Below are 20883 nucleotides of genomic sequence, written 5' to 3' on the forward strand. Positions count from 1 at the left end.
AGAACTATAATCTATAAAACGGATGAAGCACATCCCGTACCCATGGATTTTTGGGTGCGGGATTTTTTGTGTGCGATACTCCGCCAGAAACTATAGGTTCTGGAGTCTACGCCGAGCAACCGGGCAATCAAAGAAGACAAGGCTCCTCTTTGCGGGGGGCGGGGGATTTTGCAGAGGAGGAATAGAGGAATGGGGTTCGCTGAAGAGCATCACCAATGGCTGGAGTATCACAAGAAACGGAGAACCGGGGAACGTCTGGACCGGCTGGAACGGGGACACCGGCATGGTGAGCAAATGTTTGTGGAGCGGGTGTGGTGGCCGATTTTTGGTAATATGGACGATCTTCACCCGGAGTATGAGGTAGCGGATTGGCGGGGAAGACCTTATTTTGTTGACTTTGTATGGAAGCCGGGTCAGGTTAAGATAGCTATTGAGGTGAAAGGATACGGGCCGCATGTTCAGAACACAGACCGGACCAGATACCGCCAGGAACTTAATAGGGAAACATATCTGCAAATTGCCGGGTACCGTGTGGTTGCGATCCCTTACGATGATTTGGAGTCTACACCGGAGCTGACAATCTCTCTGCTGAAAGCCTTACTTACTCCATGTTTGTTGAAAAATACGGATGAGGGAAGCCGACAATTTACGAGGATAGAGTTGGATATTCTGCGGATTGCCAGCCGTAAGAACGGGTTCCTCCGGCCAGTGGAGGTGGTGAACGAACTTGCGATTGATCAACGTACAGTAAAGAAATATATGAATTCTCTATGTGAAAAAGGTAAGTTTAAACCTGTGTTGGTGCAGGGGGGGGACAGAGTGTGCCGGTATGAGCTTATTCCATCTTTTATGGACCTAGAGTTATGGTAGAGTACTAACGCTAGAGGGATAAATCCCACTAATGCTGCCCCAAACGGGCGGAATGCTGGAATTAGAGGGATAAATCCCACTAATGCTGCTCCAAGCGGGCGGAATGCTGAAATTAGAGGGATAATCCCACTAATGCCGCTCCAAACGGGCGGAATGCTGGAATTAGAGGGATAAATCCCACTAATGCTGCCCCAAACGGGCGGAATGCTGGAATTAGAGGGATAAATCCCACTAATGCCGCTCCAAACGGGCGGAATGCTGGAATTAGAGGGATAAATCCCACTAATGCTGCTCCAAGCGGGCGGAATGCTGGAATTAGAGGGATAAATCCCACTAATGCTGCCCCAAACGGGCGGAATGCTGGAATTAGAGGGATAAATCCCACTAATGCCGTCCCGACTGGGCGAAATGCTGGAATTAGAGGGATAAATCCCACTAATGCCGCTCCAAGTGGGCGGTATAGCGTAAAAGAGGGGCAGAAGTACCCCAGAGTCCGCCGAGAGCGGCGGTCAGGTGACACTGAGGAGCAACTGCTCCGCCGCTACCCTCCTCTTCCCCCGCTCTCCCCTCCTCTTCGTCTGCCGCTCCCGCTCACTCTCCCGCAACCGGCAGCTTGATCGTAAACGCCGAGCCTTGCCCCGGCTCGCTGCGCACCTCAATGGTTCCCTTGCTTAAGCTGATGATGCGCGCGGTCAGCGGCAGGCCGAGGCCGTTGCCTCCGGCCGCGCGGGCGGGGTCGCCCTGGTAGAATTTCTCGAAGATATGCTTACGCACCTTCGGAGTCATGCCGATCCCGGTGTCGGAGATCATTACGGAGATCCAGGAGCTGTCCGCTTGAATGGAGACCGAAATTTCACCGCCTTCCGGCGTGAATTTGATCGCATTGCCAAGCACATTGAGCCACACCTGCATCATCAGCTCTTCATTTCCATAATAGCGCTGCTCCTCCAGGTCGAGATTAAGATTAAGCTGCTTGGCAGACCAGAGGGACTCCAGCAGCAACAGCGCCTGGCGGAGCTGCTCATCCAGAGGGTATTCAGCCAGCTCGGTAAGCATTTCCTGATTTTCGAGCTTGGATATTTTGAGGATATTGCCGGACAGATTGGACAGCTGACGTGAGCTCTCGATGATCATCCCGGTGTATTCGTCATGCTCCTCTTTGCTCAGGTTCTCTTCCTGCAGAAGCATGGCGTAGCCTTCGATAGCTGCAATAGGGGTCTTGAACTCATGAGACACATTGACAACGAAATCATTCCGCAGGGTCTCGATGCTGCGCAGCTCCTGGACCATGAGGTTAAAGTGATGTGCCACCTCACTGATCTCATTGACGCGGTGCGACTCATTCAAATAGATATCGAAGTTGCCGCCTGCGATCTCCTTGGCCGCTTTGCTGAAGTCCGTAATCGGGGACAATATTTTGCGGCCTACCATAATGCTGATGGTGGTCCCGATGACCAGACTGAATAACACCATAGTCAGAATAGGCGGGAAGGGGTTCCCGTGCTCCCAGGTGTTATTTTCTACCCGGAAATACAGGAAGGCCAGCACAGCCATAATGAAGACAAACGACAGAATGATGATAAATACCATGGATACAAAATACCACCACAGGCCGCTGTTTTTGCCGCTCCTCATCCCCGTTTCACCGCCTTATAGCCAAGCCCCCTGACGGTGACGATTTCAAAATCAGCGCTATCCCTGAATCGCTCACGCAGGCGGTTAATATGAACCACCACCGTATGCTCATCGGATTCGGAATCCATCCCCCATATTTCATCCATCAGCTGCTGCTTGGTGAAGATTTTATTGGGATAAGAGATCATTTTATAGAGGAGATAGAATTCCTTCTGCGGAAGCAGGATACTCTCAGGGCCCTGAATTACAGTTAACGTATCATAATCCAGCACGGTTTCTCCCCATTCAATTTTGCGTTCGCTGATGATTTTGGCCCGGCGCAGCAGCGCCCCGACACGCAGGATCATCTCATTCACATTGATCGGCTTGACCATATAATCATCGATTCCGACGAGGAAGCCCTGCTGCTTATCGGCAAAATTCTCCCGTGCGGTCACCATAAGAATGGGAAGCTGCTGATTGTTGTCCCTAAGCGTCCGCGTCAGCTCGAAGCCATCCATCCGGGGCATCATAATATCGCAGATAATCAGATCAATATATTCCTTATCCAGCACGTCCAGCGCATCCTCGCCATTCACGGCCGGCAAGGCCTGGTATCCATTTCTGGTGAGCACGGTACAGAAAAGCTGGCGTAACTTGGCATCATCCTCAACCACAAGAATATTAAACATAAGGTCTCCTCCTGGAACGGTTCCATGTTATTCAACGTATAGCTTGTTTATATGGTTATGGGTTCCCCGCAAAGTACCGGAGTAACCCTCGAAGCCAAAGTACTTGTTTTAGTATACCTCATCAAGATCAAGCCAGTCTCAACTGGGAGTTTAGGTTTAGTTTATATTGGGCGGCTATACTGGGGTACAGTAAGACTAGAAGATTTCAGAGAGACTAATGATTACAGGGATGGAAAGGGAGATCGGACAATGCTGCAATTAAAAAACATCACCAAGAGCTACAAGACCGGCGAATTTACACAGGTTGCACTGGATAAAGTGAATCTCAATTTCAGGGAAAGCGAATTCGTTGCGATTCTGGGCCAAAGCGGCTCGGGCAAGACCACGCTGCTGAATATCGTCGGCGGGCTGGATCAGTATGACAGCGGAGAGCTGATCATCAACGGCCAATCGACAGAGCGCTTCAAAGACAGCGAGTGGGATGCGTACCGTAATAATAGTGTCGGCTTTATTTTTCAAAGCTATAATCTGATCTCACATCTGAGCATTACAGACAACGTGGAGATGGGGATGACGCTCAGCGGGATAGCTTCAGCCGAGAAGCACCGCAAGGCGCTTGAAGTACTGGAGAAGGTTGGACTGAAGGATCATGTGCACAAAAAGCCGAATCAGCTGTCAGGCGGACAGATGCAGCGTGTAGCGATTGCCCGTGCGCTGGCGAACAATCCGGACATTATCCTGGCGGATGAGCCTACAGGCGCCTTGGATTCAGAGACCAGTGAGCAGATCATGGAGCTGATCAAGACCATTGCGGAGGATAAGCTGGTGATCATGGTTACCCATAATCCGGAGCTGGCAGAGAGCTATGCAGACCGCGTCATCCGCTTCTCGGACGGTCATGCGATCTCGGACAGCAATCCGCTGGCCACGCAGAAGACCTCAAGTGCTTATAAGCTGAAACAAACGAGCATGAGCTTTTTCACAGCACTGAAATTATCCGGTAAAAATATCGCCACCAAGAAATGGCGTACGGGGTTGACCGCTTTTGCCTCAAGTATCGGAATTATTGGCATCGCGCTGATCCTGTCCTTGTCCAACGGCTTCGATAAACAGATCAGCTCGTATGAAACCGGGGCCTTGTCCAACTTCCCGATCTCTATTAACCAGACGGCGATTAATTTGCAGAATGCAGGTCCTCCGGGTCAAGAGTCAACGGAACTTACCTCATATCCGGCAGATAAAAAGCTCTATCCGTATGACCCGACCGTAAACTCAGCCATGCATACGAATGTATTGACCAAGGAGTATATCGAGTATCTGGATGGAATCGATCCTAAGCTGATTGACGGCGTCTCTTATACCCGTACCGTGAATATGAACTGGCTGGTTATGGATGGGGACAAGGCAACCACGCTGGATAAAAGCAATATCACTGTAGCCCCATATCCAAGCAAACAGGGCAGTGCCTCGGGAAGCTACCTGGAGCAGTACTATGACCTGCTGGAAGGATCATTCCCTACAGAGAAGACCGATCTTGTGCTCATCGTGGATGAATACAACCGTCTGACCGATGCAGCAGTGGATGCTCTGGGGCTGGATTATAAAGCTAAGAGCATCAATCTGAGCGATCTTGTCGGAACTCAATTGAAGCTGGTAATGAACAATGATTATTATAAGAAAAATGGCGAGCAGTTTGTTGTCAATGGAACAGCTGCTGATCTGACCGGTCTCTACAACAGTCCTAATGCCGTGACGCTGAACATTGTTGGTGTTCTCCGCGGGCAGGAAGGTTCCAGCATTTCTACGCTGTCTCCCGGCATTGTCTATTCTGATGAGCTGGCCGCAACGTTCATTGCCGATGCACAGAAATCTGAGATTGTACTTGCACAGGAAGCCGCAGATATCAATGTGTTGACAGGGCAGGCCTTGTCAGAAGGGGTAGCCGGCATGGGTTCAAGCGGCGCAATGGGCGGGTCACCACTCATGAACGCTGGTATGGCAGCAGCAGGCAGTATGGCTTCCTTGACAAAAGACGATGCACTTGCCGCTCTGGGGGCAACTGAAATTCCAAGCGCAGTCTCGCTGTACCCGATTGATTTCAGTGCCAAAGAATCCGTTACAGCCTATCTGGACAAATGGAATGAAGGGAAGGCAACGGAGGATCAGGTGCAGTATACCGATCTGGCGGCTATTGTCACCAACATTTCCGGCGGGATTATGGATGGAATTACGATGGTGCTGATTGCTTTTGCAGCGATTTCCCTCGTGGTCTCACTGATTATGATTGCGATCATCACTTACATTTCCGTTATGGAACGGACGAAGGAGATCGGCGTACTGCGTGCGCTGGGTGCCCGCAAGAAGGACATTACACGGGTCTTCAATGCCGAGACCTTCATTATCGGGGCTTGCTCGGGGATTCTGGGGATCGGCATTACCTATCTGCTGACCATTCCGGTTAACGCGATTCTGTATAACCTGACCGAGCTGAAGAATGTGGCTCAGCTTAACCCGCTGCATGCGCTCATTCTAGGCGTGATCAGCGTCCTGCTGACCATGCTCGGCGGTGCGATTCCGGCCAAGATGGCAGCAAAGAAGGACCCGGTTGCTGCACTGCGCAGTGAATAACCAGGCTTAGTCCTGAGCCATCTGAATGAAATGCTGAAGAACCAAGGGAATCCGTTCCTTTGGTTCTTTGTGCGTTAATTGCCATTAATCACAGACAAGCAAGAATTGTATGGGATAAAATAACATAAATGAGAGTTATTTAAGTGCACAGGAGGGATCGAATGAAAACGAGAAATATCATCCAAATCATTGCGTGTTTTGTTGGACTGGCGGCTGTGATTACAATGCAGGATATGTTCAAGAATCAGAATCTGAGGATAGTGTTGTCTTTAGCCATCGCTGTTGCCGCTGCCTACCTCATTTCAAGAAGCGCCATTCCGAAGCAGGTATCCGCCAGAACCATGACCGTGGTATTAGCGTCATTTTTTGTATTTACTTGTCTGTATCATATCCTACTCTCCGCAGCATTAGGGCAGAGTATATTCGCTAATTACTTTTGGGGTTTCTTATGCGTGATCTATTTGCTGGCCTGGCTGCGTGTCCGGCAAGACCAGAAGGGGTAACTGCCGGGCTCTGGTTAAACCGATCAGCCAGGAAACGGGCTATTCCGCAGGCGGCAGCTGGGCGCGCGTGGACTTCTTTTTGTTAATCTCCTTGGACAGCTCTAAATGCTGCTGGGAGATTTTTTTGAGTTCTGCCTGTAATTTGGTGATCCGGCTCATTTTGCTGCTAAGTGCGCTGGGGGAAGTGCTTAATTTGCAGTCTTTTTCGATCTGGGTAATTTTGAGCCGGGTCTTGTGGGTCTTCTTCTGTAGCTCTGCTATACCCGATTCCATCTCTGTAATTTCCTGATTTAAGCGGTTAAGCATAGATTTCGTGAAGCTAATAGCCATCCGGGCACCTCTTACTCTTCTTCTATATTGTATAGCCAAGATATTATTGTACTACAAGCGTTTGGTTTATGCGAGGAGGCAGGCAGTACCTACTGTGACGTCAACAAAAAAGGGGCTATCCCAAGCAGCCATTTCATGGCTTTTGGGATAGCCCCTTTTGCATAACCTAGACTTCCTTGGCAACAACCGTCTTCAGCTTCATTTCGGGTTCTTTCTCCGAGGCCTGGCCTACCTTCTTGATGAAGAAGGAGAGCAGCAGGCCGATGATGCCGATACCCACGATGACCAGATACGCATCATTGATCCCCTGGATGGTAGCTGCTGTAATCATGTGTTCTTTGGTGTCTTGCACGCCACTGACCATCATATCCTTCATGTGGGTAGTGGTACGGCTGGTCATTACGGTAACCAGCAGGGAAGTACCCACAGCGCCAGCCACTTGTCTTACAGTATTCGAGATGGCTGTACCATGCGAATTAAGCTTGGATGGCAGCTGGTTCAGGCCCAGGGTCTGAATCGGCATGAGCAGCAGCGCCATTCCGATCCGGCGTCCGGTGGACATGAGCATCAGATAGGCATAGCTTGTCGAGTCGGTCAGATTCACGAAGCTCAGGGTAGCGAGGATCGTGATCAGCAGGCCGATAATGGCCAGCCATTTCGCACCGAAGCGGTCAAACAGCTTGCCGGTAACCGGCATGAGCAAGCCCATAATAACTGCGCCGGGAAGAAGCAGCAGGCCGGATTCCATCGCCGTGAAGCCGCGTGCGTTCTGCAGGTAGAGCGGCAGCAGCATCATATCTGCATACATCACAATCGTGACCATGACACTGATAACAGTGGTCAGGGAGAACATATTATATTTGAAGGCCCGCAGATCCAGCAGCGGGCTATCCGAAGCCAGCTGTCTCCATACGAACAAGCCGAGGGAAATCACACCTGCAGCAAGCGACAACAGCACCTCTGCGCTCGACCAGCCTGCGCTGGCCGCCCGGCTGAAGCCGTACAGCAAGGTTCCGAATCCGATGGTGGACAAGGCCACGCTGGTTAAGTCGACCTTTGGATAAGAACGCTCTGCTACATTTCTCAGATAAATAAATCCGCATACGATAACGATGACTGTGAGTGGAAGCATGCCGTAGAACATAGTCTCCCAAGAGTAGTGTTCCATAATATATCCGGCCAGAGTTGGGCCGATCGCCGGGGCGAAGATAATGGCGAGCCCGACCATACCCATGGCGGCGCCTCTTTTCTCACGCGGGAACAGGGTTAAAATGACATTGGTCAGCAGCGGCATAATAATACCGGCACCGGCTGCCTGAATCATACGTCCGGTAAGCAGAATCGGGAAGCTTGTCGCCATAGCGGAAACGACCGTTCCTGCGAAGAAGATAAACATAGATGCCTGGAACAGCTCACGTGTAGTGAAACGCTGCATCAAATAAGCTGTGATTGGAATCAGTACACCGTTAACCAGCATATACCCGGTGGTCAGCCACTGGGCCGTTGCAGCCGTGATGTTGAAGTCATGCATTAACTCCGGTGTGGCAACGCTCATTATCGTCTGATTCAGTGTGGCCAGAAAGGCACCGAGAATCATTACGAAAAGAATAGGTCCCTTTTTGATGGAACTGTCTTTAATGTCTGTCTTGTTACTCACTATTCTCCATCCTTTCAAATCGCCGAATCATGGACTAAATTTACAGTGTGTTGTATAGTTTACAATGTATAAAGTAGATTATAGATGAAATTTTCATGTAATCAAGCAACGATTTCTGAAAAACTGTATATTAGTTTACGATTAAGACATTAATGTAGTTTATATAGGTGATAAACGACATTTTATTGAAAAGTGTAGTCTGCGATTTGAACGTTGAAGAATGGAGTGGTTAAAATGACGAAAGCTCCCCCGCACACGGACCCTCGTGTCCTGCGTACACGCCAATTGCTGAGAGAGGCTGTAATTGATCTGATGGAAGAAATGAGCATTGAGAAAATTACGGTCAACCGTATCGCGGAACGGGCCAAAATTAACCGGGTGACCTTCTATCTGCATTACCGGGATATCCCCGATATGATGGAGAAGATGGCGGATGATATGGCCGAGGACGTGCTTCAAGTGGTAAGCGGTTATATGGAGAATCCGGAAGCGGCAGAAGGAGAACAATGGCCGATGCTGGAGCGCCTGCTGACGCATATTGCGGAGAATGCCAAATTCTATAAAATTGTGCTAACGTCGCGGAAGAGTACGATATTCACCGATCGTCTGTTCAGGCTGATGGCGGATATCATTTCCACCCGGGTGGAGAGAAGATTGGCTACCCGCAACGCTTCGGAAGTAACGGTTCAGAAGGATATTGCCGTATGGTACGGCTCAGCAGCCCTTATCGGTACGATCATCGCCTGGCTCCGGGAGGATATGCCGTATTCGCCGCAGTATCTGGCCAAACAGATCACTTCGCTGCGTTCGAGCTAAGGAAGGTTCATCGGTCCAAGAACCGCCAATTCATTCCGCATATATATAGTAGATATCACTGTGCATCGCGAATCTATTGATATGAGGTGGTTCCAAGTGAAGAGGCAGACAGGTCCAAAACGGAAAAGGGTGCTTCCTGCAAAGCGCCAGGCTGTGCCCGGAGTGAAACGCAGAATAAAGGCTCAGACCGTCGAATTTGCGGTGTTTGGCGACAGCCATGTAGGATACGGAAACAGCTTGAGTATTTTTAAAAGTCTTTTGCCCAAAGCAGTGAGCAGCGGCAATAAGCGCTTTTTCATCTTTGGCGGAGATAATGCACAGGCAGGAGCGGATCACGGGAACAATGCGAACGCGTATTACAAAGACTTCAAAGATTCAGTAACAAGCACACTTGGAAGCATCCCGTATAAGGCCTCTATAGGAAATTGGGAGGCAAGCACCCGGTCCCTATTTACGCAATACTTGGGGGCGGTTACCGGACAGATGAATTTCCCGGGCACACAGGGGAAGGTGAAATATGTATGGCTTGATTGTGCTCTGGGACAATTCACTCCGGCAAGTATCACTCTGCTGCGCAATCTGGATGACCGCTATTTCTATATTATTGATTTCCACTGGCCGCTAAGAGTGCAGGGAATTACGGTTGAATCCAGTCATGTGCTCAGCGCTGCGGAGACATCCAGGTTCTTCTCGGCGATTCCGGTAAAAGCCAGAGACAGGGTCCTGGCTATCTTCACACATCATGGACATAAATTCTACCGGAAGCTTAGCAATATTAATCCGGGATACCCACGGACGAAATTCTTCGTCTGCGGCTGCTCCGGGGATTATAAATGCAAGCCGGATGGAAACATGGGTTACTATAATGCCAAATTAACCAGCAGCGGCTCGGGATATAAAGTCGACGCTTATATTGCACACTGAGTCTGTTCCGGCTCCAGGTTATATTTAGAATCGAAGAGCTACCGGGCGATGATCAGCGAGATGAAGGTATGTGAAGGTATGTGAAGGTATGTGAAGGTATATATAGAAGAGAACTTCGATAATCCCGATCTTTCGCTTAAGCATCTAAGCGACCGGTTCCAGATCTCGGGCAAATATGCCGGCCATTTGTTCAAAGAGGAATTTAATATGAAATTCGTCGATTTCCTGACCCAGCTGCGGATGCAGCGCGCGGAATATCTGCTCGCCACAACCAGCGATAATCTGCAGGATATCGCCCTGAAGCTGGGCTATACCAGTTCGATTACGTTCGGCCGGGTCTTCAAGCGGGTCGTCGGGGTTACACCGGGCGACTACCGCAAGCACCGGATGAAGCCGGGAGCGGAGGATTAAGACAAAGGATAAGGGTGTCCGGTGCATCGCACGTAAGACTATAACCAGCAAGAGTACCAATCCATAGGTGATGGGAGAAGTCGTGCGCCTTATATAATTTGCTGATAATGAGGGCCTCTCAAGTTGACGACTGGAGAATTGTTGTATAAATTGCAACTCTAGCCCGTAGATTCCGGAGTATTTGAGCAGATTGTTGTACGAAATACAAGAATTGTTTCATTAATCAGCTTGAATGGGGAGAATTGCTGCCTTTTGTACAACAATTCCCGCTTACGGCCGATTTGACGGTCAGAATGTTGTATTCTGTGCAGGAATTCAGAGCGGCTCATTACTTTAGTCGGTAGTCACCGGGTCTCCGGCACATCCGGAGGGTTAAGTCGGTGATTCTTGCGGACAGTCACTTGAAGTGCAAGGATTTGCTGCTCTGAAGAGCAAAATCTGTTGTCTTTTACGGGGAGTCATCTCTGTGCCAGGCTTGACAGCCCTTTCATCGTTTGGGTATGGTAGTCTGGTCAGATAGAAGGAGGTATAGCCTGATGTCAGGATTGCTTGGGAATCACTTCATTACGCAGATTGGAATTCTGGTGAACGATATCGAGAAGGTAAGCGCGGCGTATGCGGACTTCTTTGGCATCGAGAAACCGGAGATCGGCATTACAGATACGGCAGATATTGCTCAGACTAACTATAATGGCGGGGCGACGGAGGCTCGGGCGAAGCTCGCTTTTTTCGATATGGGCTCTCTGCAGCTGGAACTGATTGAACCGGACCATCAGCCGAGCACATGGCGCGACTATCTGAATGAGCACGGGGAAGGGCTTCACCACATTGCTTTTGCAGTAGAGGGAATGAAGGAGAAGATTATGCTGCTCGAAGGCAAGGGCTTCCCGCTTCAACAGAAGGGGGAGTACACCGGAGGACGTTATGCTTATATGGATACGTTCAAAGAGTTGAAGGTGATCCTGGAGCTGCTGGAGAACGATAAATAAGTAAGAGTGTCATAGAGGAGGGATGATCTTATGAATATACTGATTACAGGAGCCGGACGCGGACTGGGGATTGATCTTGTTGCAATAGCGCTGGAACGCGGACATTCAGTCATTGCCGGTGTGCGTGATCTGAGCCGGGGACAAGAGGCATTGTCCGGGCTTGCCGCAGATTATGGAGACAAGCTGACGGTGGCTGCGCTCGATGTTACGGACGAAGAGGGGATCGCGGCGCTTGCTGCCAGCCTCAAGGAAGAGGGGCGGACGCTGGGCTCCATTGTTAATAATGCTGCCGTGCTGAATGCCTCGGATACTCCGCTTGAAGAGCTGGATATTGCCGAGATGCAGCTTGCGCTCGATATTAACCTGTATGGACCGATGCGGGTGGTCAAGCACTTCCTGCCGCTGCTTACAGAGCCGGATGCGTCGATCATCAACATCTCGTCCGAGGCGGGCAGCATTACGAATGCTTACCCGGGCAACTACCCGTACACCATCTCCAAGACAGCACTTAATATGTTCTCGCAGAAGCTGCATGTTACCCTGAAAGAGCGTGGTGTACATGTACTAAGCGTGCACCCCGGCTGGATGCCCACCGATATGGGCGGAGCGAAAGCGCCAACGAGCCCGCGTATCAGTGCCGAAGGCATTATCAGCCTGATTGAGCAGCGCACCGCGCCGGAGGGGCACTTCATGTTCGTGGATTACACGGGTAAGGATATGGAGATTTAGACTTATATATATATTGAAAAAGAGATCAGCGGATCGTTCACCGCCGGTCTCTTTTTGTGTCCTGCCGTAATTTTAGGTCATATCATCTGGTCTGAGCGCTGGAGCTCCGCTTGTTCGAGATAGGGATGATCATAACCGCCGCTCATGCCTGCTGATCCAAACAGTACTTCTTCCAGCGCACCAAGTTCAATAGGCTTCAGCAGAGAATCGATGCCCCCCTGGCAGAAGGCTTTCAGGACAAATTCATGGCTGCTGGTGACGATGATTCTGCCGTTTGTCTGCTGATCATACCACTGGTCGAGCGGCATATCTTCGCTAAGCAGCAGCAGCCTGGCATCTGTAATAATGAGTTCAGGCCTATGCTTCTGAATAAGCCGCAGGGCTGAAGGCTCGCAGCCGGATTCCAGAATATCCGCCGCTTCGGGGAAGAGCAGCTCCAGCATGTGCTTCAGGCGATCACGTACATGAGGGTTATCGTCAATGAGTAGTATTTGCATAGGAATTCCTCCTGTCAGGATGCCATCTGATGGGTAATCTTCTCTTCCGGGGAACGCTGCGGCCATAGCAGCAGTCCCAGTGAACATACAATAAGGATCAGGCACAGCCAATAAGAATGCCGGTAGCCGACCCACTGTGCGGCTGCTCCGCCTGTCAGGCTTCCGGTCAGTCTGCCAATCGTTGTAGCATTGGTATACAGCGTTGATGCGTAGCCCGGGAGGTCCGGCAGCAGGTCCTGGATATAGCTGATTCCAATCGCTGAGATTACGGCTACGAAGAAAGCCAGCAGCACCTGTCCGGCAATGAGCTGCCACAGCTCTCCGGCTCCAAGCACCAGCAGGTAATAGACTGCGCCGAGCGCGATTCCCCAGCCCATCAGCAGCTTGTTAGAATATTTGGCGGATAACAAGCCAAGCATGAACATGAATGGAATTTCCAGCAGTGCGCATATACTTGCAACCGAAGCCACATTCTGCGTATTGCCTCCAAGCGTATTGATGATGAAGAGTGAAATGTTCAGGTTGTTGGCCCAGTGTCCGGCATAGAGCAGGGTCAGGACGAGAAAAGGCACCAGCACCCGGGTATTCCGGTGCAGCCGTACCGGCTTGTGTACACTTTTGCTGGCCTGTCTGACGGCTGCAACTGCGGATGAACGTACGAAACTAAATACAAGCAGCGCATTGAGTAAGAAAAATATGGTGGTAGACAGGAACACACCCTGATAACCGAAATGGCCCAGCAGAACGGCTCCTGCCAGGGGACCGCTGATGAATCCGAGTGAGAACATAGAGCGTAAGGTAGAATTAGCAAAGGCATGGTCAGCGGACGCGCTGGCGTTCACAGCTTCCCTGCTACTAGCGAATAATTGCGGCATCGCCGGGGCACCGGCTGCGGTGAACACAGTCATATAGATCAGCAGCGGGTAGAAGTCATGAATAAATATATATCCGGCAAAAGCGATGGCATTAAACGTCATGCAGATGACCATAAGCTTGCGGCGGCTCAGGCCGGTATCCGAGCGTTTGGCAATTAACATACTTATAACGACACCGCTGATGAGCGTCACGGCAGTGAAGATTCCGAAGGTTCCGGCGGATACGCCAAGCTCTTCCGTGAAGTAGACCGCCAGGAACGGGGCACTGATCGAAATGGCCATTCCCTGCAGCAGCATGCAGAGCATGAATATCGGATAGGTTGGAATCAGAAGCAGGGCATAGGTTCTTTTCAGCATGGAGGCAGTGAAGTTCCTTTCGGCATAAGCTTGCAGACTTATCTTTGATTTGGTTATAGTATAGTTAATTATTTAGGAATATTGAATGTTTTATTTGATTATAAAAATATACTATTTGGCTGGGATGGTGACGATTGTGGACGTGAGACTGCATGCCTGCGCGTATTCTTTTCATACGCTGCCCTTCAAAACCTCCTTCACTCCTCCGCCGTTCTTCCTCTTCCGGCTGCAGGTGGTGGGCAGCTGCAAGGCGCTGGTCAACGGGAGAATGACTAGTATTCAACCCGGGGATTTGCTCATCTATCAGCCCGGAGAGCCTTATCATCTGGTGGTGGAGGAAATGGACGGCAGGATTGAGAGCGGCGATTATTACCTGCTCTGTGAGGGCTCGTGGATTCAGCAGTGGTGGGAATCGCGGCCCCGTCTGCTGCATCAGCGGATCCATCTGGATGCCGGCATGCTGTCCCTGTGGCAGCAGCTCAGCATGGAGCAGCACCGGATCGTCCAGGACAGCCCCGAGCTGATCCGCCATCTGCTCTGCGCGCTCTGCCTGTCGCTTGACCGCTTGTCGGTGGAAGCCGCCAATGTTGAGGATGCGCCGAAGCGGTCCAATGAAATGGTGATGAGAATGCGCCGCTACATTAACGAGCATGCGCTCAGTCCGCTACGGGTAGAGGATGTTGCGGATCATGCCGGGCTCAGCGTGTCGCGTGCGGTGCATCTTTTCAAGGAGCTGTCGGGGTATACCATCATTCAATACACGCAGGAAATCCGGCTGTCGAACGCCCTGGAGCGTATCCGTTATACCGACTTCAGTCTGGAGAATATTGCGAATGCCTGCGGCTTCGCGACCTATTCCTATTTCCACAAAGTATTCAAGGCCAGGTACGGCATCTCCCCCAAAGAGATCCGCAAGCGGCCGCTGGAGAACAAGCCGGAAGGGGATTATGTAATTACGAGCGGGGACCTTAAATTTACCGGATTGTCGGCCGATGCGCTGAAGTTTCATTATCCGCACGGAGATCCCCCGCAGCCCGGCAACTCCTGATTTCAGCTGATGATTCTCTAATTATGAACTGATTTTTATGTCAATTGTTCAGGTGTTGCTGTAAGCGCTAATCTTTTATGATGGGGAAGGATAGAACAACCGGGCTGTGCGGAGGATTGTGAACGCCTGGCTTTGGATGAGATGAAACCGTTATCATAAAGGTTGAAGGAGCGATTATTAATGGAAACAGCTACATATCCGTTTAGACAAATTGAAGTACAGCTGAATGAACGTGTTCAGGATCTGCTCTCCCGGCTGACGCTGGAGGAGAAGGTAAGTCTGATGCCGCAATATCAGGCGGCGATTGACCGTATTGGTGTAGGCGGTTACAAGCATGGTACGGAAGGGGCGCACGGGATTTCGTGGCTGGGCAAAGCAACCTCATTCCCGCAGCCAAGCGGACTGGCCTGTACCTGGAACCCGGAGCTGCTGCAGCGGATCGGTTCGGCGATCGGTGATGAGGCCCGGGCGTTCTACCGGAAGAATCCAACCGTTAACGGCCTGACCCTATGGGCACCGACCGTGGACATGGAGCGGGACCCGCGCTGGGGCAGAACAGAGGAAGCCTACGGGGAAGATCCTGAGCTGACGGGACAGCTGAGCACCGCACTTGTCAAAGGCATCCAGGGCGATCATCCGGTGTATTTGAAAGCGGTAGCAACCCTTAAGCATTTCCTCGGCAACAACAATGAAATTGACCGCGGTGTGGCTTCATCCAGCATTGATCCGCGGAATATGCGTGAATATTATCTGGAAGCCTTCAAGCCGGCCTTCAAGGAAGGCGGAGCACAATCCATGATGACCGCCTACAACTCCGTGAATGGCGTGCCGGTTATCCTGCACCCGGCCGTGATGGAGATTGTGAAGGGTGAATGGGAAATGGACGGGTTCATTGTAAGCGATGCCGGGGACCTGTTCGGGATTGTGAAGGACCATAAGTATTACGATTCATTCGCCCAGTCGATGGCTGAGTCGATCAAGAACGGGATTGATAGTGTAACTGAAGAGACGGAGGAGACCATTAAAGTCATCCATGAGGCGCTCCGTGAAGGCCTGCTGACCGAGGAAGATCTGGACCGTGCGCTGGCGAACACCTTCCGCATCCGCTTCCGGCTGGGTGAGTTCGATCCGGAGGAAGGTAATCCCTATGCGGCAATTGATGATTCCGTCATTCTCAGTAAATCGCATAGCGACTTGTCTCTTGAAGCGGCCAAAGAATCCATTGTCCTGCTGAAGAATGACAACGCAGCCCTCCCGCTGAGTGCATCCGCGCTGTCCAAGGTAGCCGTAATCGGCCCGCTGGGGGACGAAGCCTTCAGAGACTGGTATTCCGGCACACTGCCTTATGCGGTGACACCTCTGCAGGGAGTGACCAAGAAGCTGGCAGGCAAGCAGGTCTCCTTCGAGAGCGGCAGTGACCGGATTCTCTTAACCTCAGCGGCCAGCGGCCGGACGGTGGGCATCACCGGTGAAGACGGACGATTGGCGGCGCTGCATGACAAGCCGGAGCGCGGTGAATTGTTCCGCCATACGGCTTGGGGCTGGACCGCTAATACCCTGGAGGCTACAAGCAGGGGGCAGTATGTCACCTTGACGGATGCCGGCACACTGACAGCTTCCGCTGATGAGATCTACGGCTGGTATGTGAAGGAGTCGCTGAATCTGGTGCCGGAAGCGGAAGGTACGGTATCGCTGCGGACCTGGAACAATAAGCCGCTATTTATTAGTGATGAGGACGGAACCATTCGCGCTGCTGAAGAAGAAACATCTGCCGCAGCTGAGCTATTCCATAAGAACGTTGTAGTGAACGGCGTAGAAGCTGCGGTAGAAGCGGCCAAAGCCGCCGAGGTTGCGGTCGTATTCGTCGGCAACCATCCGCTGCTGAACGGCAAGGAAGAGATTGACCGGCCGGATATTGTACTGCCTGAAGGGCAGGAGAATCTGGTTAAGGCCGTCTATGCTGCTAATCCGAATACGGTGGTTGTAATCGTGGGCAGCTACCCGATCTCCTCCACCTGGATCGATGAACATATCCCGGCGGTGCTGTACACCTCCCACAGCGGGCAAGAGCTCGGCAATGCGGTGGCAGATGTCCTGTTCGGCGATTACAGCCCGTCCGGCAGACTGAATATGACCTGGTACCGCTCTGTGGATCAGCTTCCGGAATTTATGGACTACGACATCATCAAAGGCAAAAGAACCTACTTGTATTTCGACGGGGAGCCGCTGTATCCGTTCGGCCATGGTCTGGGCTATGCGCAGGTGGCTTACAACAAGCTGTCGCTGGAAGCAGAAGAAGTGCAGGAGGATGGCACGATCAGCTTGACGGTAGAGCTGGAGAACAGCGGCAGCGTAGACGGCGCTGAAGTGGTTCAGGTGTATGTGCAGTCCTTGTCGACCCGGATCAGACGCCCGCTCAAGCAGCTGAAGGGTTTTGACAAAATCTATCTGGCCGCAGGACAATCGCAGACCGTAGCCTTTACTCTGCCGGTGTCTGATCTCGCCTTCTGGGATGTAAGCCGTGAGCAATACTGTGTGGAAGATGGAGAATATAACATTCTCGTGGGCCGTTCCTCCGGCGATATCAAGCTGTCGGCCAAGATTAGAGTACACGGTGACACTGTACCGGCGCGTAACCTGTACACAGCCGTCAAAGCCGAGAACTACGATTATTATGAAGCGGTATTCCTGGATGAATGCAAGGCAGGCGGAGCTTCGGTACATCCGGTGAAGGATGGGGCCTGGATTGCCTTCAATAATGTACAGTTTGCCAAAGGCGCAGCTGGCGTCGAAGTGCTCGTGTCCTCCGTGAAGGGCGGCAGCATTGAAGTCAGAACCGGAAGCCCTTCAGGCAAGCTGGCAGCAACGCTGGAGATCCCGGCAGGCGAAGCCCAGAAATGGCATAGCCAGTCCGCGATTGCGGGTGTAGATGCCGGAACCGACGATGTGTATCTGGTATTTACTGGTGAGGTATTGCTCAGCCGCTTTCAGTTTACTTTGTAAAAGGCAGCAGTTGGCAGATTATTACAGCTTAAGCTAACTATTATATGTGATGTCCAAAAAGCTTCTGAATTGCCTTCGTGCAGTTCGGGGGCTTTTTAATTGGATAGTAATTCCTTCCTTAGGGTACCCCTGTTCATGGGATAACTGTAATTTGTACAACTAAATCGAGCTATTATTGCTTCGGGGGAGGTTTAATTGCACTCTGTACACCTATATAACTCTCCTGTGCCATAAAAGGACACTTTTCCGTTTTTTAGCTGTACAGAATACAGTTATCCCTGCTCATGCGGTTATTCGCCGGTTTTTAGCTGTACGAAATACAACTATCCGCTATGCACTCCGCAGTGCCAGCTCAAGTACACCTTGCTTCCCAGTGGCCTGTCACTCATGCCCGGTACATTTTTAAGTCCCCCCAATTTAGATATATATATTAGGAGATAAGTCACTGACTGTACAGAACGTATGTTCTATTATGGAGTGGTTGGATTAACTTTCCGGGAGGATGATAGTTATGATGGACAAGATCAAGTTTCTGATGGAGGCCAAGCAAGCAACCTATGCAGGTAAGGGTCCGGAGTTAACCCCGTCCCGTCCGGCGTCTCATGATCTGGAATTTGTGCGCGGGAACTTGAAATACATAGACACCTACCTCGGTTCGGAGAAGTTTGCCGGAGAGGAAGCCTTGTGGGAGGATGACCAGCCGCTGTGGGCGATGAATTACGCCGGGCGTGTGACCGCGGAAGGCTTCAGCGGAGACTTCCTGAAAGCCGCATTGTTCCTGGTGCCGGAGGATAAACCCTTCCGCGGTCCGGAGCATTATACGGATGGCCATCTCATCTATAAATGCTCAGTAGACGGGGACTTCTCCTGGTTCAACGGGTCAGAGGTGATTTGGGCCGGAGATATAATGGTCTATGAATGTATGTTTCATGGCGGTGTAATTAAGGAGTAGCACGCGGAACGTCCTTTCCTGCCAAACGCCCGCCCGAACCATCATGCTCATACACAAAAAGCCTCCCAAGCAGCCCATTCATGGCCTAGAGGAGACTCTATTGTTCAGTCAATCGCCGCCACCGCCGCCGCCGGAATCGCCACCACCGCCGGAATCGCCACCACCACCACCGAAATCGCCGCCGCCATGTCCTCCATGACCGCCGCTGTCCCAGCCGCCGTGGCCGCCGTGATGGCTGCCGCTATCCCAGCTGCTGCCGCCATGGCTGTGGTTGTGATGCCCGTGGTGATGGCTGGCTCCGCTGTGCCCGTCATTGTGACGGTGATCATCGCTGCGGCTGTCCCCGGCAGAGTTGTTCAGATCTGGCCCCGGAAAGAAATAATTATCAGCGGAATTATTTCTGTTCCCGTAATGCCTGTTCTTGCGTTGAAGACGATTACTGTGATTAATCCCCAGCACAGCGACATATACAACTACTCCAACAAATACAATGCTACCGATCATGCTGAATCGCTCCTTTGTAAGAAAGTATAAAAGCGTCCTTAACCGGATCATACCATAATTTTGCAAATCTATGCTGTGATTGTACGGAAAGGCAGAGCGCAGGCGCGGAATAACTCGGAATAATCAGAAGCTTATTTCAGCTGTCTGCTTAGGTGAAGCGGGAGAACCGCTCTGAATCCTGCTTGTATTGTCCGGGAGTGAGGCCCGTGTATTTCTTGAACACTTTGGTGAAATAACTCTGGTCGTTGAAATGCAGACGGGAGGCGATGTCCGACAGCGTAATGCCGGGCAGCTCCATCAGCCGTTTGGCTTCTTCGATCCGCTCCTGCCGGATATAATCGCTGATGGCGGTTCCGGTCTCTTTTTTGAACAGCTGGGACAGATAACTGGCGTTCAGTCCGGTGAATTCGGCCAGCCTGCTGAGCGGAATCTCTTCATATAAATGATTGTATATATAATTCTGGCACAGCGCGGAGATGCGGGAGAGCTTCGAACTGCGGCTGCCCAGCACCTGGTCGGCGAAGTCACAGAGAGCGGCAAGCTGGGCGCGGTCCACGGCCGGAATATCGTGAAGCTCTTCAATATGCTGGATGTGAAAGTCGCTGAGGGTATAGGCAATCTCCCAGAACAGCCCGCCTTCGATCGCTGCGCGTGTCGCAAGTGTAATGGAGGAGACGGCCAGATTTTTTTTGCTGCGCAGCTGGCTTTTCTTCGACAACCGTCCGTAGCTCTCTTCCGAAAAAGAAGCCTGGGTCCGCAGCAGCCCTGCTTTGTCCCCGTTCCGGATATAGCGGAACATCTCCCGCTCCAGCATCGGATCATGGTGCAGCCAGGTGTTCTCGCGGCGGTAGGACAGGTCCAGATCCGGGCTGTCATCCGGCTGCGGGCCAGACTGATCCGCCTTGCCCGCAGCCAGCAGCAGCTCCGTAATGGACAATGCCTCACCGGTAGCGAGGGTGTAGAGCAGCAGCGCTGCGTGATACCAGCGCATCCGGCTGAGCACGGGCAAGCTGCGGTAATACTGCAGCCAGCCATCCTGCTGCCCCGGCGGAATGTTGTAATCGCGCATCAGACTGGCCGCGTTATCTCCGGTGACCGGTGCGCTTAGTACCGGACCGATGACGATGGCCCCACCGGTGCGATCTGCTTCAGGCAGCTGGAGAATGATGAAATTCTCCAGGAAGCCGGTGGTATGCAGATACGGCGGAGCAGTCATGCGGGCAGCCTTCCCGGCAGCCGTTGCCGCATGACTGCTCCTGCGTGCCATATCCATGACCTCGAGAAGCAGGCCGTGATCTCCCTGGACGGCCTGGCGGCATTCGAATGCTGGAGGCAGGGTCAGCTGGGGAGTGTCTGCGGCATCCAGCCACATGACCGGAACCCGGTAAGCCTCATATATCAGCTTGCAGATATATTCTATTCCTTCGCGTTCTTCCATGTCCTCGGGCATAACTAACACTTCCTTTTCTCATATAACCAAATTA

At 51.7% G+C, this 20883-nt stretch carries 18 protein-coding genes and 1 pseudogene; 11 read left to right on the plus strand and 8 right to left on the minus strand.

From position 1 onward, the window contains the following. The first annotated feature begins 189 nt into the window (after window positions 1-189). Entirely contained in the window at window positions 190-870 is a 681-nt protein-coding gene (locus P40081_RS08560) for a hypothetical protein (RefSeq protein ID WP_042134754.1), read from the plus strand. A gap of 591 nt (window positions 871-1461) precedes the next feature. On the opposite strand, the gene P40081_RS08565 is transcribed toward P40081_RS08560, so the two are convergent. Together P40081_RS08565 and P40081_RS08570 are read right to left on the minus strand one after the other, a co-directional pair. Further along, window positions 1462-2505 (minus strand): HAMP domain-containing sensor histidine kinase, encoded by a 1044-nt coding sequence (locus tag P40081_RS08565; RefSeq protein ID WP_042134756.1) that lies wholly within the window; start codon window positions 2503-2505, stop codon window positions 1462-1464. Then, entirely contained in the window at window positions 2502-3176 is a 675-nt protein-coding gene (locus P40081_RS08570) for a response regulator transcription factor (protein ID WP_042134758.1), read from the minus strand. Before P40081_RS08570 ends, P40081_RS08565 begins: the two co-directional genes overlap by 4 nt. Before the next feature lie 249 nt (window positions 3177-3425). On the opposite strand from P40081_RS08570, the gene P40081_RS08575 reads away from it, so the two are divergent. Then, window positions 3426-5804: an ABC transporter ATP-binding protein/permease gene (locus P40081_RS08575; protein WP_042134760.1), complete on the plus strand. Its 2379-nt coding sequence runs from the start codon at window positions 3426-3428 to the stop codon at window positions 5802-5804. Between the two features lie 161 nt (window positions 5805-5965). Continuing rightward, window positions 5966-6307 carry a hypothetical protein gene (locus P40081_RS08580; protein WP_042134761.1) on the plus strand — a complete coding sequence of 114 codons (342 nt, stop codon included), beginning with the start codon at window positions 5966-5968 and terminating at the stop codon, window positions 6305-6307. A gap of 39 nt (window positions 6308-6346) precedes the next feature. On the opposite strand, the gene P40081_RS08585 is transcribed toward P40081_RS08580, so the two are convergent. Together P40081_RS08585 and P40081_RS08590 are read right to left on the minus strand one after the other, a co-directional pair. Further along, a complete protein-coding gene (locus P40081_RS08585) occupies window positions 6347-6637 on the minus strand; it encodes a hypothetical protein (protein ID WP_042134763.1) in 291 nt (96 codons plus the stop codon). A 166-nt stretch (window positions 6638-6803) separates the two neighbouring features. Continuing rightward, a complete protein-coding gene (locus P40081_RS08590) occupies window positions 6804-8294 on the minus strand; it encodes a DHA2 family efflux MFS transporter permease subunit (protein ID WP_042134765.1) in 1491 nt (496 codons plus the stop codon). Window positions 8295-8528: 234 nt separating this feature from the next. Between P40081_RS08590 and P40081_RS08595 the strand changes: the two genes are divergently transcribed. The 5 genes and pseudogenes from P40081_RS08595 to P40081_RS08615 all read left to right on the plus strand — a co-directional run bounded on the left by P40081_RS08595 (window position 8529) and on the right by P40081_RS08615 (window position 12163). Further along, a complete protein-coding gene (locus tag P40081_RS08595) occupies window positions 8529-9110 on the plus strand; it encodes a TetR/AcrR family transcriptional regulator (RefSeq protein ID WP_042134767.1) in 582 nt (193 codons plus the stop codon). 162 nt (window positions 9111-9272) lie between these two features. Next, entirely contained in the window at window positions 9273-10034 is a 762-nt protein-coding gene (locus P40081_RS08600) for a metallophosphoesterase (RefSeq protein ID WP_231575309.1), read from the plus strand. Between the two features lie 27 nt (window positions 10035-10061). Further along, a pseudogene (locus P40081_RS08605) lies at window positions 10062-10445 on the plus strand (helix-turn-helix domain-containing protein); the annotation flags it as partial. Between the two features lie 533 nt (window positions 10446-10978). Next, window positions 10979-11434, plus strand: a complete 456-nt coding sequence (locus tag P40081_RS08610; protein ID WP_042140871.1) for a VOC family protein — start codon at window positions 10979-10981, stop codon at window positions 11432-11434. A 30-nt stretch (window positions 11435-11464) separates the two neighbouring features. After that, window positions 11465-12163 (plus strand): SDR family oxidoreductase, encoded by a 699-nt coding sequence (locus P40081_RS08615; protein WP_042134771.1) that lies wholly within the window; start codon window positions 11465-11467, stop codon window positions 12161-12163. A 77-nt stretch (window positions 12164-12240) separates the two neighbouring features. On the opposite strand, the gene P40081_RS08620 is transcribed toward P40081_RS08615, so the two are convergent. Both P40081_RS08620 and P40081_RS08625 read right to left on the minus strand, forming a co-directional pair. Next, a complete protein-coding gene (locus tag P40081_RS08620) occupies window positions 12241-12660 on the minus strand; it encodes a response regulator (protein ID WP_042134773.1) in 420 nt (139 codons plus the stop codon). A gap of 14 nt (window positions 12661-12674) precedes the next feature. Further along, window positions 12675-13892 (minus strand): sugar efflux transporter, encoded by a 1218-nt coding sequence (locus P40081_RS08625; RefSeq protein WP_042134776.1) that lies wholly within the window; start codon window positions 13890-13892, stop codon window positions 12675-12677. Between the two features lie 136 nt (window positions 13893-14028). Here P40081_RS08625 and P40081_RS08630 point away from each other — a divergent pair, with 136 nt between their 5' ends. The 3 genes from P40081_RS08630 to P40081_RS08640 all read left to right on the plus strand — a co-directional run bounded on the left by P40081_RS08630 (window position 14029) and on the right by P40081_RS08640 (window position 18895). Beyond that, window positions 14029-14940, plus strand: coding sequence for a helix-turn-helix domain-containing protein (locus tag P40081_RS08630; RefSeq protein WP_197074340.1), 912 nt, complete (start codon window positions 14029-14031; stop codon window positions 14938-14940). Between the two features lie 180 nt (window positions 14941-15120). Continuing rightward, on the plus strand, window positions 15121-17943 hold the full coding sequence (locus P40081_RS08635; protein ID WP_042134778.1) for a glycoside hydrolase family 3 protein: 2823 nt from the start codon (window positions 15121-15123) through the stop codon (window positions 17941-17943). A 511-nt stretch (window positions 17944-18454) separates the two neighbouring features. Beyond that, window positions 18455-18895 (plus strand): DUF5680 domain-containing protein, encoded by a 441-nt coding sequence (locus P40081_RS08640; protein WP_197074341.1) that lies wholly within the window; start codon window positions 18455-18457, stop codon window positions 18893-18895. A gap of 108 nt (window positions 18896-19003) precedes the next feature. On the opposite strand, the gene P40081_RS38940 is transcribed toward P40081_RS08640, so the two are convergent. After that, on the minus strand, window positions 19004-19399 hold the full coding sequence (locus P40081_RS38940; protein WP_042134780.1) for a hypothetical protein: 396 nt from the start codon (window positions 19397-19399) through the stop codon (window positions 19004-19006). 148 nt (window positions 19400-19547) lie between these two features. Beyond that, window positions 19548-20849 carry a helix-turn-helix domain-containing protein gene (locus P40081_RS08650; RefSeq protein ID WP_052421727.1) on the minus strand — a complete coding sequence of 434 codons (1302 nt, stop codon included), beginning with the start codon at window positions 20847-20849 and terminating at the stop codon, window positions 19548-19550. Window positions 20850-20883 lie beyond the last annotated feature (34 nt).

The organism is Paenibacillus sp. FSL P4-0081, from assembly GCF_000758565.1.
Lineage (GTDB): Bacteria > Bacillota > Bacilli > Paenibacillales > Paenibacillaceae > Paenibacillus_AQ > Paenibacillus_AQ phytohabitans.